Genomic DNA, 15,487 nt, shown 5'->3' with positions numbered 1-15,487 from the left:
CGATAGAGTTACGGCGGTCATGGCGGAGGGGAAACGCCCGGTCACATTCCGAACCCGGAAGCTAAGCCCTCCAGCGCCGATGGTACTGCACTCGTGAGGGTGTGGGAGAGTAGGACACCGCCGGACATTCTTTCCTGTCAGGGTCACCTCCGTTGGGGGTGGCCCTGACAGCGTTTCCACCACAATTTCCGGGACGGTGCGGACGCCGTCCGCTGTTTCCCTGAACCATCCGCCGGCCCTCGCTAGCGTCGGATCCGGCGGGGTGCCGCCCCGCCGATCGTCGACGACCGGGGAGCGGGCATGAAGATCGGCATCATCGGTTCGGGACACATCGGCGGCAACCTCACCCGCCGGCTGACGGACCTGGGACACGACGTCACGGTGGCGAACTCCCGTGGCCCGCAGACCCTGCGAGCGTTGGGCGGCGAGACCGGCGCGGAAACCGGCACCGTGGAGGAGGCGGTCCGCGACGCGGACCTCGCCGTGGTGGCCGTACCCCTCATGGCGGTGCCCGACCTGCCGGGCGGCCTCTTCGCCGGGAAGATCGTGGTCGACGCCGACAACTACTACCCCGACCGGGACGGCGACATCCCCGAGCTGATGGACGGCAAGTCGTCCAGCCGCTGGACCGCCGAACACTTCCCCGGCGCCCGCCTCGTGAAGGCGTTCAACACCATGAAGGCGGAGCACCTTCTGGACGGCGGTCGTCCACCGGGCAGCCAGGGCCGGATCGCCCTGCCGGTGGCGAGCGACGACGTCGACGCCAAGCGGGTGGTGATGGACCTGGTCGACGCGCTCGGCTTCGACGCGGTCGACGGCGGGACCCTGGACGACAGCTGGCGGCAGGAGCCCGGCACGCCCATCTACCTCGCCGACCGGGACGCGGACGGCGTCCGGAAGGGTCTTGCCGAGGCGCGGCGCTGACCCGCGTACGCCCTGGGGAGAGCGACCTGGACGGCGACGCCGCGGCCGTCAGGACTCGCGGCCGCAGACGTAGCGGGGCTCGGCGTCGTAGCGCCAGGTGAACTTCTCCCGCTTGACCACCTTGCCGCCCTTTCGGATGACCCGGTAGGCGTCCTGGGTGAAGCCGTTGATGCCGTTGCTGGGGATGCAGGACGGGCCCGGCTCCAGGTGGATGGTCCGCGGCGTGGTGATGTTCCGGCGGGGGCTGTACTCGGTCTTGACGCTGTCGTAGATCTTCGTGCTCCAGATCGACACGGTGATCGTGCTGGAGGTGTACGACGTGTCGATGAGGACCCCGTACTCCGTGTTGTTGCGGAACTTGAAGTCCAGGTCCGGCCAGAAGATGGTCGACTCGATGACGGCCGGGTACCGGTCGAACCAGTACGAGTGCGGCTTGTGCTCGACGTCCTCCAGCCCCGCGTAGTAGATGGCGTTGAACAGCGTGGTGGTGAACTGGGAGGTGCCGCCGCCCACCCCGGGTACGAGCTTGCCGTCGAGGATCACCGGGGCGTCCCGGTAGCCCTGGGCGTAGCCGCGCTCGCCCGTGTGCCCGTTGAGCGAGAACGTCTCGCCGGGCAGCACCACCGTGCCGTCGACCTTCTTGGCGATGGTGGCGATGTTCTGGCTGCGCGGCGAGGAGAGGCCCCCGGTGAACCGGGTGGTGAACGAGGAGACCTTCTCCTTGATGCCCAGCGCGGCGACCTTCTCCGCGGTCACCTCCGGCTGGACGGGCTTCAGCTCGGCCTCGACCTCCCGCCCGTCGGCCTTCGGCAGGACGGCCAGCAGGTCCTGTTCGAGCGCCTTACCGTCCACCTGCTGGCCGGGCCGCCCGGCGTCGACGACCTTCGGCGCGCCGCCCGAGATGCTCAGGCGCGCGTCCTTCGGCGCGACCTCCAGCCTCGTCAGGTCGTCGCCGAGGGCGCCGCGCAGCCGCTTCACGTCCAGGCGTGGGGTCAGCTTGCCGGCCTTGTCGGCGCCGAACCGGAGGCTCTTGGCGATCGCCGCGGGCGGTACCGTCACCGAACCCCGGCTGGTCGTGATCTTCACGGGCGCGGCCACCGCCGGCTTGGCCAGCTCGTCGACGAGGCGGTCCACCTCGTCGGCGGTCGTCGCCGGGTGCGACTCGACGAGCGGCACGGTGACCGGCTCCCCGCTGAGCCACCCGGCCCGCACCACCTCGGCGGACCGCTGCGGGTCCAGCGCGAGGCCCGGCTTCGGGTGCACGACCTTCGGGGTGGTGCCGGCGTACGTGATGGCCGGCACCGTCATCTTTCGGCCCTGGTCGCCGGCCACCTTCTGGAGCGTGGAGTGCAGCCGGTCGACGTCGACCGCCACCACCGGCCGCACCGAGCGCGAGCCGACGAGCCGGCTCACCGGGTGCGCGGCGGCCTCGGCCGCGGCGGCCACGGTCGCGTCCACGTCGACCGTCAGGCCGACCTCGGCCGGGTCGATCTCGACGGTCCGCTCCCCCACCCGCACCGGCAGCGGCCTGCCGAGTTCGGCGGCCCGCCGGTCCAGCTCGGATCGCAGCTCACGGGCGGCGTCCGTACGGCTGCGCCCGCCGAGTTCGGCACCGAGCACCCGGGTGCCCCGCGGCACGTCGCCCGCGTACGCGTAGGCGCCGGCGCCCGCCACACCGCCCAGCACCACGGTGGTGACACCGGCGGCCAGGAGCAGCCGCAGCCGGCGCGGACGACGGGGACTCTCCGGCGCCGGGGGCTGGCTCTCCTCGATCGGCCAGGTGACCGCCGTGACCTGCACGGTCGGCCGGTCGTCGGCGGGTGGACGGGTCTCGCCGTACAGCGTCACAGCAACCTCTATCGCGACGTGCCGGCGGGGTGGGTCCCCGCGCGGAGGACACCTACGGTAACGAATGGCCAGCCCGGTGGGCGGACGCCGTCCGGCGACCCCGCCACGGCGTGTCGTTCGGCGTGTCGGGGGACACTCCGGGCGGGTCGGCGGGGGCCGACGCGGCGTGGCACGGTAACGGCATGCACAGGAACGACCGGGTGTTCGCGTACGGCGGTGGGTGGCTCGACCGGGGCGGCGCGCTGCGGACCGACGGGGAGCGCCTGGCCGCGCTCCGGGCCGACGAGCGGACCACGGTGCTGCCGCTGTGGCGCGACCGCTGCCTGGTGGCCGCGGAGGACCGGCCGGTGCGGCTGACCGGTGACGCGGCCCGACGGGTGCTCGCCGCCGCGGACGAGACCGTCTTCCTCGGCCTGGACGACCACGGCGTCGCCTTCTTCGCGGCGGACCTCACCGGGCACCCGGAGGCCGAGGCGGTCGCCCTGACCGGCGCGGCGTCGACGCTCGACGTGCGGCGCCTGGCGGGTCGGCTCGACCCGCCGTCGGCGGCCGCCCAGGCCTACGCGCGCGGCCTGCTGTACTGGCACCGGCAGCAACGCTGGTGCGGCGCCTGCGGCGCGCCCACGACCGCCCGCGACGGCGGGCACGTGCGGGTGTGTTCGGGGCCCGGGTGCGGCCGGTTGCTCTTTCCCCGGATCGAGCCCGCGATCATCGTGCTGCTCGAGGCGCCGGGCACGCCCGACCGGTGCCTGCTGGCCCGGCACGCGGGCAGCGCCGAAGGGTCGTACTCGACGCTCGCCGGCTTCGTGGAGGTGGGCGAGAGCCTGGAGGACGCGGTGTGCCGGGAGATGGCCGAGGAGGTCGGCGTCACGGTGACCGACCTGACGTACCAGGGGTCGCAGGCGTGGCCGTTCCCCGCGGGGCTCATGGTCGGGTTCCGGGCCACCGCCGCCTCCGACGAGGTACGGGTGGACGGGGTGGAGCTGCTGGAGGCGCGCTGGTTCACCCGGGACGACCTGCGCGCCCGGCTGGCCGAGGGCCGGCCCGTCGGCCGGATCGACTCGATCGACCACCATCTGCTGGGCTCGTGGCTCGCGGCGGGGCACTGACCGTCGAGACGACCGGGCTCCCACACGTCTGGTCTGCCGCCCCGCGGGCCGTTAACCTTTGCGCTCATGCCGTCCTCGACCGGTCTGTTGACCGCGGTGAGCTCGCACGTCGCGTCGCTGCTGCCTGACCGGCTCGTCGCGGCGGGCATCCGTACCGTCTATCCGCGAGTGGAGCCCGAGCTCGCTCGCATCGCTGACTTCATGCCCCGAGGCGGGACCGCGGTGGACGTCGGCGCCTGGTACGGCCCGTGGACCCGACGCATGCGCGGCCGCGCCGACCAGGTGGTCGCCATCGAGCCCAACGAGGAGTTGGCGCGGTGCGTCGAGGCCGCGTTTCCCGAGGTACGGGTCGTCCACGCGGTGGCGTCCGACCACGAGGGAAGCGCCGACCTCTTCCTGCCCGAGAACGGACCCGCCGTCGGCACCTCCTCGCTGGAGTACGGCAGCGGCGAGCCGGTGACGGTGTCCCGCGTGACCATCGACGATCTCGGCCTCACCGACGTGCGGTTCATGAAGGTCGACGTCGAGGGCCACGAGCTGCCGATGTTGCGCGGCGCGGCGGGGACGATCCGCCGGGACGGGCCGGTGCTGCTCGTGGAGGTCGAAGAGCGGATCCAGCCGATCGAGCCGATCATCGACCTGCTCACCGGGTGGGGCTACCGCGGCTATGTGCTACCCGAGCGGGAGTGGCTGCCGCTCGCCGACTTCGACATAGGGACCCACCAGCGGGAGGCGATCGCGCGGGTGCGGCAGAGCCTCGTCCGGCGAGTGGTGCTGCCCCGGCCGCGCTACGTCAACTCGGTGCTGTTCAGGCGGGACGGCGCCTGACGCCGCCCGGTCGCGGTGTGGGCGAGGACGGTCAGGGCGAGCGTGGTGGCAACGGCGGCCGCGAGCGCGCTCCCCATGACGCCCACGAATGTGTGGGGGGCCAGGAAGACCGCCACCACGACGAGCGCGCCCGCTCCCGCCCAGAGCGGCGCGGAGGGCCACCGGGCGCCGGTCGCGAGCTGCGCGTTGATCAGCACGAAGGCCACCGCGTACAGGGCCCCGGTGGCGGCGAAGAACGGGGCGTACCGGCCGAGTGCCGCGTAGTCCGGGCCGCCGGCGAGCCGAAACGCGAGGCCTCCGGCCAGCGTGGACGCGGCGACGAGCGCGGCGCCGCACGCGGCGACGACGGCCAGGGCTCTCGCCCGGCTGTTGCTGTCACGGCGGGCCATGCGGGGAAGGGCCAGCACGGTGACCACCTGCGGCGCCCAGAGCGCGCCCTTGGTGAGCACGGTCCCGACCGAGTACGCGCCGGACTCCGCGGGCGGCAGCAGCTGCCGGGCAAGGATGAGATCGGCGTACGACGCCACCAGCATCGCCAGGGTCGCGCCGCTGGCGGTCACGACCTTCCGTACCCCCAGCACGGGTCCGTCCGCGGAGAGGCTCGCGGAGACGTCCCCCGAGACCGGTCCGGCCGTGGCTGGCCGGGGTACGGCGGAGGCGGACGTTGCCGGTCGGGATCGGGCCAGCAGATGGAGGATCGGCACGGCGAGCCAAGCGGTGGCGACGCTGGCCGTCAGCGACCCGACCAGTCCGCCGCCGAGCACGAGGCCGACGACCACCCCGGCGTAGCGTCCGAGGGCCAGCACGCCCATGCCGGCCGCGAGCCGCAGGAACCGTTGGTCTCCCTGTAGCTCTCCGAGTGGCCCGGCGGCCAGGACGACGGCGAGGGTGGTGGCCGCCGACAGCGCTACCACGGTGACGGGCAGGTGGAGTGCCGTGACCGTCAGCGGAGTGGCCGCGATCAGGATGGCCCCGGTGACCGCCGCCGTGACGAGGACGACCCGCGTGGTCGCTGCGTGGGGCTGACGCGCCCGGTGGACGGCGATGGCGGTCTGGAGGCCCGTGGCCGCCACGCCGGCGATCGTGACGAGCGCCTGCACCGTGGCCAGTGTGCTGAGGTCGGCGGGGTCGAGATGCCGGGCGCCGAGCATCGGCACCAGGTAGGCCAGCCCGTTGGTCAGGGTCGCCGCGACCATCACGGCCCCGCCGGTGATAGCCACCCGGCCGGTGCCTGAGACCTGCGCGGTCGTCCCTGTCATACCGGCCGTCGGACTTCCCTTCTCCCGCCCGGCGCGAGGAGGGGGGCGACCGTCGGGAGCCCACAGGGTACCGGGGCCGGCGTCGACCGGTGGGCCCGAGCCGAACCGCCGACCGGACGGGCCTAACGGGCTGTCGACCGTACGCCGAAGAGGGGCTAACGTCTCCCGGCATGGCGGGTCCGGCCACGGTCCACGCCCGATCGGAATCTCGCCCGCCGTCCCGGAGTCCTAGGAGCCGCGCGTGAAGCCTCCCGCTGCGCACCGTGCCGATCTGGCCCGATCGGTGCGGCTCTTCCAGGCGTTCCGGCTGGAGCAGAGCGATCCGGACTTCTTCTACGGGATGTTGGCGGAGGACACCGTCGGGCAGCTGCGGGCCTACGCCGACCTCGCCGGCGCCGTGGTGGTGGATGTCGGAGGAGGCGCCGGCTACTTCGCCGACGCGCTGGGCCGGGCCGGTGCCCGGATCGTCTGCGTGGACTGCGACGCGGGCGAGATGTCGGCCCGAGGCGGTGCCATGCCGGCCGGCGGTGTCATGGGGAGCGCCCTCGAACTGCCGATCCGTACCGGCACGGTCGACGTCTGCTTCTCCTCGAACGTCCTGGAACACGTGCCGCGGCCGTTCACCATGGCCGGCGAGATGCTCCGGGTGACCCGCCCCGGCGGCACGGTCTTCCTCTCCTTCACGAACTGGCTCTCGCCGTGGGGCGGTCACGAGACATCGCCCTGGCACTACCTCGGCGGACGACGTGCGGCGCTGCGTTACGAGCGGCGGCACGGCCGGCGGCCGAAGAACGTCTTCGGCGAGAGCATGTTCGCGGTCTCGATCGGCGAGATGCTGCGCTGGGCGCGGCGGCAGTCCGAGGCGGAGATCCTCGACGTGATGCCGCGATACCTGCCGCGGTGGGCGAAGGGTGTCGTCCGGGTGCCCGGCGTACGCGAGATCGTCACCTGGAACCTGGTCCTTGTTCTCCGCAAGCGCTGACCGGGCGGGCGTACACCCGGGGATCACGGCGAGGACCACGTCCACGCCCGGCCGCTGGCGTCTGCACGCCGTGGCCGCCGTGGTCGCGCTGCTCGTGCTGACCCCGCTGGTCCGGCCGGGATACGTGCTGCGGTACGACATGGTCTTCGTGCCGCGGCAGCCGCTGCGGTGGGATCTGATCGCCTCGGATGACGCGCTGCCAAGGGCGGTTCCCCAGGACGCGATCGTCTCCCTGCTCAGCCTGGCGATGCCGGGGTGGTTGCTGCAACGGGTCGTGCTCGTCGCGATCGTCTGGCTGGCCGTCGTGGGGGCCGGCCGACTGGTCCCGGCACGGCGGGAGCTGACCCGGATCGTGGCGGCCGTCGGGTACGCCTGGACGCCGTTCCTGGCCGAGCGGCTGCTGCTCGGCCAGTGGGGTCTGCTGCTGGCGTACGCCGCGCTGCCCTGGCTGATCCGGGCCGCGATCGGACTGCGCGAGGGTCGTCGGGGTGCACTGCCCCGGTTGACCGTCGCGGCCGCCGCCGCGGCGATCACCCCGACCGGCGGGTTGCTGGCTCTGGTGACGGTCCTGGTCCTGCTGTGCGGGCGCGGCAGTGTGGCACGTCGCCGCTCCGCCGGCGCGGTCGGCGCCGTCGCCGGGCTCAACCTGCCCTGGTTGGTCGCGGCTGCCGTGACCGCCGCAGGGGGTCGTTCCGACCCGACGGGGGTGACGGCCTTCGCGGCACGGAGCGAGGGCTGGGCCGGGTCCTGGGTCGCGCTGGCGGGGACGGGCGGGATCTGGAACGGCCAGACGACGCCCGCCAGTCGCGCGGCCCTGCTGGTGCCCGTCGTCACGGCGGGACTGCTGGTCCTCGCGGCCACCGGCTTTCCACTGCTGCGCGACCGCTGGCCGGCTGGAGCCGCGAACCGGCTGGGTCTGCTCGCGGTGGGCTCGTTCCTCTCGGCCGCCGTCGCGGTACTGCCCGGAGGTGCCGGCCTGCTGCGCTGGTTCGTGGCGGAAGTACCGGGCGCCGGGCTGCTACGCGACGGGCAGAAGCTGCTGGTGCCGTACGCCCTCTGCCTGGTGCTCTGCGCCGCGCTGGGCGGCGAGCGGGCCGCGGCCCGTCTCCGGCCTCCCGGTGACCGCCTGGTGCTGGTCGGGCTCGTGCTCCTGCCGGTCGCGGCTCTGCCCGACCTGGCGTACGGCGTCGCCGGCCGGCTCGAGCCGGTGCGGTACCCGCGGGAGTGGACGACGGTGGCGGCGGAGGTCGCACGGGATCCGGGACCGGCGCTCTCGTTGCCGTTGAGCATGTACCGGTCGTACGACTGGAACCGGGGCACCGTGGTGATCGATCCGATGGCCCGTCACCTGCCGGTGGAGGTCGTCACGGACGACACCCTCGTCGTGGGTGACCTGGTGGTGACCGGAGAGAGCCCTCGGCTTGCGCAGCTCCGCCGGGCGCTCGCCGACGGCCGTCCGCTGGCGGGGAGCGACCTGCGGTGGATCGTGGTGCAGCACCGGTCCGGCGGCGACGCCGTCCCACCGGCTGTCCTCGACGGCCTCGAGGTCGTCCACAGTGGCAGCGAGCTGACCCTGTACCGGAACCCGACGGCGACGCCGGCCGACGTGGACCGGCGCCACGGCTGGCCGGTCGTCCTGGCGCTATGCGCCGCCCTGGCGGTGTTTTTCACCGCCATCGGGAGCCTGTTGCGTCGCCCTACCGCGTGGTAACGTGCGCGCCACGCATATCGATGGAGGAGGGTGCACGATGCCGAAGCCGCTCACCTTGGCGCTGGCAGCGGTGATCGGTGCGGCGCTGGCCGTGCTGGCGCTGGGTGCCGTGACCCAGCAGCTCGTCGTCTCGTCGGGCAACGCGGCGAGCACCGCCGAGGACAACGGCCCGGAACACTACGGCGACAGGTAGCGCTACCTCCGCGTGGCCGGAATACCGCCGGTCGCCACCAGGACGAGATTCGCGAAGCTGATTCCTGAAGCCTGCCAGGTGAATTGGGCGGCGTGTTCCTGCGCCGCCTTTCCCATTTCGTGACGGAACACGTCGTCAGCGAGCAGGCGGCGTACCTGTGCGATGAAATCGGCCGCGTCGTGGGCCAGTAGTCCGGTCTTTTCGGCGACGATCGCCTCGGCCACCCCGCCCGCGTCGTGAAACGCCACCGTCGGTGTTCCGGCCGCACCCGCCTCCACAATCGTCAGCCCCCATCCTTCTTTGAGTGACGGGGTCAGGGCGACCCAGGTCGAGCAGAGCAGTTCCCGCTTTTCGGCTTCGGTGACGAAACCGGCGAAGCGTACGCGGTCGCCGATGCCCAACGTTTCCACGAGTTCCCTCAGCTGCGTCTCCCACCAGCCCTGCCCGGCGACGACCAGGTGCAGCGTCGGGAAATCGCCGGCGAGGCGCGCGACCGTTTCCAGCGCGATCTCCACGCGCTTGTGCGGGACGAGTCGGCACAGCACGAGAAGCGACGGGTGCGGCGTCCGGGGAGCGACACCGGGCGTCATGTCCGGGGTGCCGTTGTAGACCACCGTCACCCGGCCTGGATCCACCCCGAGCGTCGCCAGTTCGGCCCGGGTCGCGGCCGAGACGGTGACGTACCGGCAGCGCCGGTAGACGCGTCTGGCCAGGCTCGATTCGATCCACCAACCGAGGCGGGCGCCCCAGGCTCGGAGGACCACCGGCCACTGCTCACGATGTACGTGATGGACGAGAATGACGACGGCGCAACGGGCGTACAGCGGTGAGAGAAAGGGCAACCCGTTGCACACGTCGACGATCAGATCGGGCCGACCGAGTGAACGGGGCGCCAGGGGGCCGAATCCGGCGAGCCCGGCGAGGTAGGTGAGTGCGGCCCGCAGGTAAACGCTGTGTCGACCACCCCGTCGCACGATTCGTAACCCCGAGGTCGTCGTTTCCTGGCGGGGTGCGCCGGGGTGGCTGGCGCACAATAGCGTCGCCCGGTGCCCATGCGCAATCAACTCTTCGGCGATGCGCTCCACATAAACCTCCGAGCCGCCGCCCTCCGGATTGCGCGTATCACGCCAGTTGAGGAACAGTACGTGCCGTTCGGGGCCGTCGAGGGTCTGCACCGCTGCTCCTACTGCCGAGTAGTGTTCGCGATCGCGCCACCCTAAGGCGCTCGCGTTCGAACCCGCAATGGGTTGACGTGCGTCAGTTCGGCGTGCACGGGGCGGTCGACGGCGGGACGGGAGAGGCGAAGTGCGCAAGGCAACGCAACGGGTGGGAGAGCAGGTGTCCGAGGGCGTCTCCTCCGCCGTGTGGCGATTGCGTGCCGCATCGGTCTGCGTCGCGCTCACGGCGCTCGCTTTTCTGCAGGAACCCGGCAAGATCGTGATGGACACGAAGGTCGACCTCGCGGTCAATCCGGTCGGATGGCTCGAACGCTCGTTGCATGTGTGGAATCCAGGAGGGTCGTTCGGCCAGCTCCAGAACCAGACGTACGGCTACCTCTGGCCGATGGGTCCGTTCTTCGTGGCCGGCGACGCGCTCGGGATGCCCGCGTGGGTCGTGCAGCGCCTGTGGTGGGCGCTGCTCATGTGCGTGGCCTGCACCGGGATCATCCTGTTGGCGGAGCGGCTGGCCATCGGCACCCCGGCCACGCGCATCATCGCCGGCGTCGCCTTCGCGCTCTCCCCGCGCATCGTCACCGAACTCGGCCCGATCTCGGTCGAGGCGTGGCCCAGCGCGGTCGCGCCCTGGGTGCTCGTGCCCCTGGTCGGGTTGGCCCGCGGCGTTCCGCTGCGCCGTGCGGTCACCCGTTCCGCGCTGGCCGTCGCCTGCGCCGGTGGCGTCAACGCCACGGCCGTCCTCGCGGTGGTGCCCCTGGCGGTGCTCTGGCTCGCGACGCTCCAGCCGCTGCGGCGACGCCTCGTCGCGATCGTCGCGTGGGGCCTGGCCGTCGGCGCGGCCACGGCCTGGTGGTTGGTGCCGCTGCTGGTGCTCGGCCGGTACAGTCCGCCGTTCCTCGACTACATCGAGACGGCCACGGTCACCACCCGGGTGACCGACCTGGTGACGACCGTACGCGGGGCGTCGCACTGGCTCGCCTACGGCCGCTCCTGGGAGGCCGGCGCCCAGCTCGCGACCGACGGCGCGCTGATCGTCGCCACGCTCGTCGTCGCTGGTCTGGGCCTGGCCGGGCTGGCCCGAAAGGGCATGCCGCACCGGCGATTCCTCGTCGTGGGCCTCCTCGTCGGCGTGGCGCTGGTCGGGCTCGGCCACGTCGCCGCCGTCGACGGCCTCTTCGCCGACTGGCAACGGTCGTTCCTGGACCGCTCGGGCGCGCCGTTGCGCAACGTCCACAAGTTCGACGTGGTCCTCCGGGTGCCGCTGGTGCTCGGCCTCGCCCACCTGCTCGGCGCGCTCTCCCGTGCCGGTTCGGCGACGGGCCGCCGGTGGCACCCCACGCGACGGCGAGCGCTCGTGGTCAAGGCGGTCGCGCTGGTCGGCATCGCGGCGGTGGCCAGTCCCGCCCTCGCCGGCCAACTGCCCATCAAGGGCAGCTTCGAGAGCGTCCCCGGCTACTGGCGGGACGCCGGCGCGTGGCTCGACGCCAACCTCGGTCGCGACCGGGTGCTGGTGGTGCCCGGGGCACGCTTCCCGGACTACCGCTGGGGCAGCCCGGCGGACGAGATCACCCAGCCGTTGCTGAAGAGCTCCTGGGTCGTGCGCAACTCGATCCCGCTGGCTCCTCCGGCGACGATCCGGCTTCTCGACGCCGTCGAGTCGGTCGTGGCAAGTGGCGCCGGCTCGGACGGGCTGGCCGACCTGCTCGCCCGGTCCGGCGTGCGGTACCTCCTGCTCCGGTCGGATCTGGACTACGGCGCGTCCCGGGCCGCCCGTCCCGTGCAGGTCCGGCAGGCACTCGCCCGGTCCCCGGGACTCCGGCGGGTCGCCGCGTTCGGGCCGATGCTCGGCGGGAGTCAGGCCTACCGGGACCAGGGCCTGGACGTGCCCACGAGGGCCCTCGAGGTGTACGAGGTCCAGCGGGTGGTCCAGCCGGTCGTGGCCTACGACGCGAGCGCGCTGTCGACCGTGGTCGGCGGGCCGGAGTCGCTGCTCGACATCGCCGCCGCCGGCCGGCTCGGCGGGGCGCCCACGGTGTTCGCCGGTGACCTGCCGCAGGGCGCCGCCATGGGCCCGGTGCTGCTGACCGACGGCCTGCGACGTCGGGAGGTGACGTTCGGACTGCTGCACGACAACGCGTCGGCTACCACCGAAGCCGACCAACGGGCGTTCCTGAGTGGTGTCACCCGCGACTACCTGCCGCCGTGGGGGGACGCGTACGCCACGGTGGTGCGCTACCGCGGCATCAAGGGCGTCACCGCGTCCAGTTCCTGGGCCCAGGCGCATCCGCTGACCGGGTCCCGGCCCGCCCACCAGCCGTACGCCGCGATCGACGGGGACCCGGCGACGTCGTGGCGGACCGCACCCAGCGCCGCCGCTCGCCAGTGGTTGGAGGTCGAGTTCAGCGGCCCCACGAAGGTCTCGCAGGTGCGGTTGCGCTTCGACACGGAGGCGGACACCCTCCCCACCAGGGTCACGGTGCGCAACGGCGTGGAGCGGGTCACGGTCGACTCGTTCGAGCCGACGCTGACCGTACGGCTACCCGGGATCCACGCGAGCAGCCGGCTCAGGGTCACCATCGAGTCGGCGTTGTCGATCCGGTCCGGCCAGGGCCGCGTCGGCATCGCGGAGCTGGAGATCCCCGGCGTACGGGCGGAGCGGACGCTCGTCACGCCGCAGGGGCCGGAGACCGACCAACCCGCAACGGTCGTCCTCACCGCGGCGCCCGCCGTCGACTCCTGCTACTTCCTCGACGACGTGCCGCGCTGCGGCGCCGGTGTGGGCCGCGCCTCGGAGGACGGTGGCCGGCTGGACCGTACGGTCCCCCTGCCGGCCGGTGGGTCGTACACCCCGGCGATCTGGGTCCGACCGAAGGTGGGCCCGCAGCTCAACGCGCTGCTCGACAGGGAGGTGGCGTTGTCGTGGCCGCTGAAGCTCGCACCGCGGGTCACCGCCTCGTCCACCGGGCTGCCCGACCCGGTGGCGCGGCCGGGAGCCGTTCTCGACGGCGACACCGCCACGGCGTGGCTGCCCGCCGCGGAGGACGCGAGCCCCTGGCTGAAACTCAACTGGCTCACCACCCGCACGATCAGTGGACTGCGGCTGTCGTCGGCGGAGTCGGTCGCGCGGGCCCGTCCCTGGCGTGTCACGGTCATCGGCGACGGTGGTGTGCGCAGTGGCACCGTCGACAAGGACGGGCTGCTCCGGTTCGACCGGCCGTTGCGCACCGACGAGATCACGATCCTGTTCCGCGCGTCCACGTCGGCCAGGAGCTTCGACCCGTACAAGGGCCGGTCCGAGCGGTTGCCGATCGGTATCGGCGAGGTGACCGTCCTGCCGCTGAACCCCACCGTCGGCGTGGATCTCGACAAGCGGGTGACGCTCCGGTGCGGCAGCGGGCCGACACTCGACGTCGGGGGCGAGCGTGTGAAGACGGCCGTGACGGCGACCCGGCGGGACCTGCTGGAACTACGGGAGGTGCGGGCGACGGTGTGTGGCGGGCGCGGAGCCGGGCGGCTGACGCTGCCCGCCGGTGACCTGCGGGTGGTGGCCGATGCCAGCGACCTTGTGACGCCGACGAGGGTCGCCCTCGACCCGGCCGAGCCCAGCGGTCCGATCGCGACGCCGAGCCCGGTGAGGGTCCTCGACTGGTCGGCGACGGAGCGGCGGCTGCACGTCGCCCCGAATCCGGGCGGCACGGTGCTCGCCGTACGGGAGAACGAGAATCCCGGCTGGCAGGCAACCGTGGCGGGACGGAAGCTCGCCCCCCTTGTGGTCGACGGGTGGCAGCAGGGTTGGCTGCTGCCGGCGGGTGTCGGCGGCGACGTGGTGCTGCGCTTCGTGCCCGACAGGGCGTACCGGGTGGGGCTGCTGGCCGGCGGCCTGCTGCTCGTAGTCGTCCTGCTCCTGGCGGTGCTGCCGACCCGCCGGCCACCGAAGCCCGCACCCGTCGTGTCCCGGCGGCGCGGGCGTGCCTGGCTGTTGCCGGCGGTCGGCGGGGTGGCTCTGCTGGGCGTCGGCGGGCTCTGGGCCGTGCTGCTGGCCGCCGTCGGAGCGCTGCTGATGGTCGCCGCCGCGATGGTCGAACCTCGTCTGCACAGCAGCGAGCGCCGCATCCTGCGCCGGGTGAGCCGGGGGGTGGTGTGGCTCCTTCCGGTCGTCGCCTTCGGGGTGGCGGGGTGGGTCTCGCTGGAGGACCCTCTCCATCACACGTCCGCGGCTCCTCAGTTGGCGGCGCTGGCCGCCGCCATCGCCCTCTGGTGCTCGATCCTGCCGGCACGGCGTCGAGCGGCTGCCGTGCCCCAGCGCAGCACCGGTCGCTCGACGACGTAGTAGCTGACCGCCGCGAAGGCGATCGCGCCGGCCACGGTGAGGGCGTAGGTCCGCACGGGATCGCCGGTGAAGTAGGGGCGGCCTTCGACGCGGTAGATCAGGTCGAGGACGAGGGGATGCCAGAGGAACATGCCGTACGAGAGCGTGCCGACCCACCGCACGGGCGCGCTGCCGAGAGCGAGTGACACCAACGTCGCGGGACCGAACACGAGCGGAATCATGATCATCACCGCCACGCCGAGGTAGAGGCCGAGCTGCGTCGCGAACTGCCCGGCCGTCGGTGCCTCCAGGCCGCGCGGCCCGGTCACCGGCGTGCTGGCCACGGCGAGCAGGCCGAGCGCGATGCCCCAGCAGGCCAGCGGCGCCGAACCCAACTGGTCGAAGACGTGCCACGAGCGGGGTGCCGTCGAGGTGCGGAGAGCGACGTGGACGGTGGCGAGGGCGATCCCCGCCGCGAACCACACCGCGTACGAGGGGAACCACATGATGTGCAGCCCCGTGTCCAGGAGACCGGTTCCCATTGCGGCGATCCACCCGGCCGTGATCAACAGACCCACACCCGCGAGAGTCACCGTGCGGACAGGACGCCAGCGCCGCCCGGTCAGCGCCGCCGCGGCGAGCGGCAGCACCAGGTAGAAGACCACCTCGGTGGCCAGGCTCCAGGTCTGACCGAGCCCACGCCGGATCTGGCCGTGCTCGTAGATCTGGGTCAACGTGACGTGCCGCAGCCAGTCACCGGTCGGCGCGACACCGCCCTCGGGAAGAACCGTGAGACAGACGATGACCGCCAACCAGTACGCCGGGAGGATGCGTATCGCTCGCTTCCAGTAGAACCGCCGGGCGCCGGGTGTGGATGAGCCGGTCGCGGCGGCACGTGCCCACGGGCGAAAGAGCAGGAATCCGGAGAGCACGAAGAAGAGCGCGACCGCGAAGTCCATCATCGCGACCCAGCCACCCCAGCTCTCCCGCGTCGTGACGCCCGTGATGAATCCGACGTGCTGGGCAATCACCGCGATCGCGCCGAGTACGCGTACCCCGTCAAGGGCCGGCAGCCGCGGAAGTGAGGGGGCGGAAACGGCAGGAAACATCGGACTTCCCGGGGGTCGCGGAGAGAGGTGACTGGAGAGT

General features: G+C 72.6%; 11 protein-coding genes and 1 rRNA gene. 8 read left to right on the top strand and 4 right to left on the bottom strand.

The genetic code is table 11. From position 1 onward, the window contains the following. Window positions 1-9: 9 nt before the first annotated feature. Together rrf and D7193_RS21845 are read left to right on the top strand one after the other, a co-directional pair. Window positions 10-126, top strand: a 5S ribosomal RNA gene (gene rrf, locus D7193_RS21850). Window positions 127-300: 174 nt separating this feature from the next. Continuing rightward, a complete protein-coding gene (locus tag D7193_RS21845) occupies window positions 301-924 on the top strand; it encodes an NADPH-dependent F420 reductase (protein ID WP_120781319.1) in 624 nt (207 codons plus the stop codon). A gap of 48 nt (window positions 925-972) precedes the next feature. On the opposite strand, the gene D7193_RS21840 is transcribed toward D7193_RS21845, so the two are convergent. Then, window positions 973-2,772, bottom strand: a complete 1,800-nt coding sequence (locus tag D7193_RS21840) for a VanW family protein (RefSeq protein WP_120781318.1) — start codon at window positions 2,770-2,772, stop codon at window positions 973-975. 182 nt (window positions 2,773-2,954) lie between these two features. Between D7193_RS21840 and nudC the strand changes: the two genes are divergently transcribed. Together nudC and D7193_RS21830 are read left to right on the top strand one after the other, a co-directional pair. After that, window positions 2,955-3,881, top strand: a complete 927-nt coding sequence (gene nudC / locus D7193_RS21835; protein ID WP_120781435.1) for an NAD(+) diphosphatase — start codon at window positions 2,955-2,957, stop codon at window positions 3,879-3,881. Between the two features lie 66 nt (window positions 3,882-3,947). Next, a complete protein-coding gene (locus D7193_RS21830; RefSeq protein ID WP_120781317.1) occupies window positions 3,948-4,709 on the top strand; it encodes an FkbM family methyltransferase in 762 nt (253 codons plus the stop codon). Here D7193_RS21830 and D7193_RS21825 read toward each other — a convergent pair. Beyond that, entirely contained in the window at window positions 4,670-5,929 is a 1,260-nt protein-coding gene (locus tag D7193_RS21825; protein ID WP_120781316.1) for an MATE family efflux transporter, read from the bottom strand. The genes D7193_RS21830 and D7193_RS21825 overlap by 40 nt on opposite strands. A 280-nt stretch (window positions 5,930-6,209) precedes the next feature. Here D7193_RS21825 and D7193_RS21820 point away from each other — a divergent pair, with 280 nt between their 5' ends. From D7193_RS21820 to D7193_RS33505, 3 genes are read left to right on the top strand one after another with little or no spacing between them, the layout of a single operon-like run. Beyond that, window positions 6,210-6,950: a class I SAM-dependent methyltransferase gene (locus tag D7193_RS21820; protein ID WP_241563242.1), complete on the top strand. Its 741-nt coding sequence runs from the start codon at window positions 6,210-6,212 to the stop codon at window positions 6,948-6,950. Then, window positions 6,931-8,661 (top strand): MmpA family trehalose lipid delivery protein, encoded by a 1,731-nt coding sequence (locus D7193_RS21815; protein ID WP_377456119.1) that lies wholly within the window; start codon window positions 6,931-6,933, stop codon window positions 8,659-8,661. The genes D7193_RS21820 and D7193_RS21815 overlap by 20 nt, the downstream gene beginning before the upstream one ends. Window positions 8,662-8,698: 37 nt before the next feature. Continuing rightward, window positions 8,699-8,854, top strand: coding sequence for a hypothetical protein (locus D7193_RS33505; protein ID WP_158674833.1), 156 nt, complete (start codon window positions 8,699-8,701; stop codon window positions 8,852-8,854). Window positions 8,855-8,856: 2 nt separating this feature from the next. Here D7193_RS33505 and D7193_RS21810 read toward each other — a convergent pair whose 3' ends face one another. Further along, window positions 8,857-10,029: a glycosyltransferase family 4 protein gene (locus D7193_RS21810; RefSeq protein ID WP_120781315.1), complete on the bottom strand. Its 1,173-nt coding sequence runs from the start codon at window positions 10,027-10,029 to the stop codon at window positions 8,857-8,859. Between the two features lie 130 nt (window positions 10,030-10,159). Here D7193_RS21810 and D7193_RS21805 point away from each other — a divergent pair, with 130 nt between their 5' ends. Then, window positions 10,160-14,359 (top strand): alpha-(1->3)-arabinofuranosyltransferase, encoded by a 4,200-nt coding sequence (locus tag D7193_RS21805; protein WP_147434427.1) that lies wholly within the window; start codon window positions 10,160-10,162, stop codon window positions 14,357-14,359. On the opposite strand, the gene D7193_RS21800 is transcribed toward D7193_RS21805, so the two are convergent. After that, window positions 14,251-15,447, bottom strand: a complete 1,197-nt coding sequence (locus D7193_RS21800; RefSeq protein ID WP_120781313.1) for an acyltransferase family protein — start codon at window positions 15,445-15,447, stop codon at window positions 14,251-14,253. The two genes, D7193_RS21805 and D7193_RS21800, sit on opposite strands and share 109 nt — an antisense overlap. Between the last annotated feature and the right edge of the window lie 40 nt (window positions 15,448-15,487).

The sequence above is a fragment of the Micromonospora costi genome, assembly GCF_003626655.1.
GTDB lineage: Bacteria > Actinomycetota > Actinomycetes > Mycobacteriales > Micromonosporaceae > Micromonospora > Micromonospora costi.
Note: the sequence above shows the minus strand (reverse complement) of the source record. Positions and strands in the feature narration are given on the sequence as shown.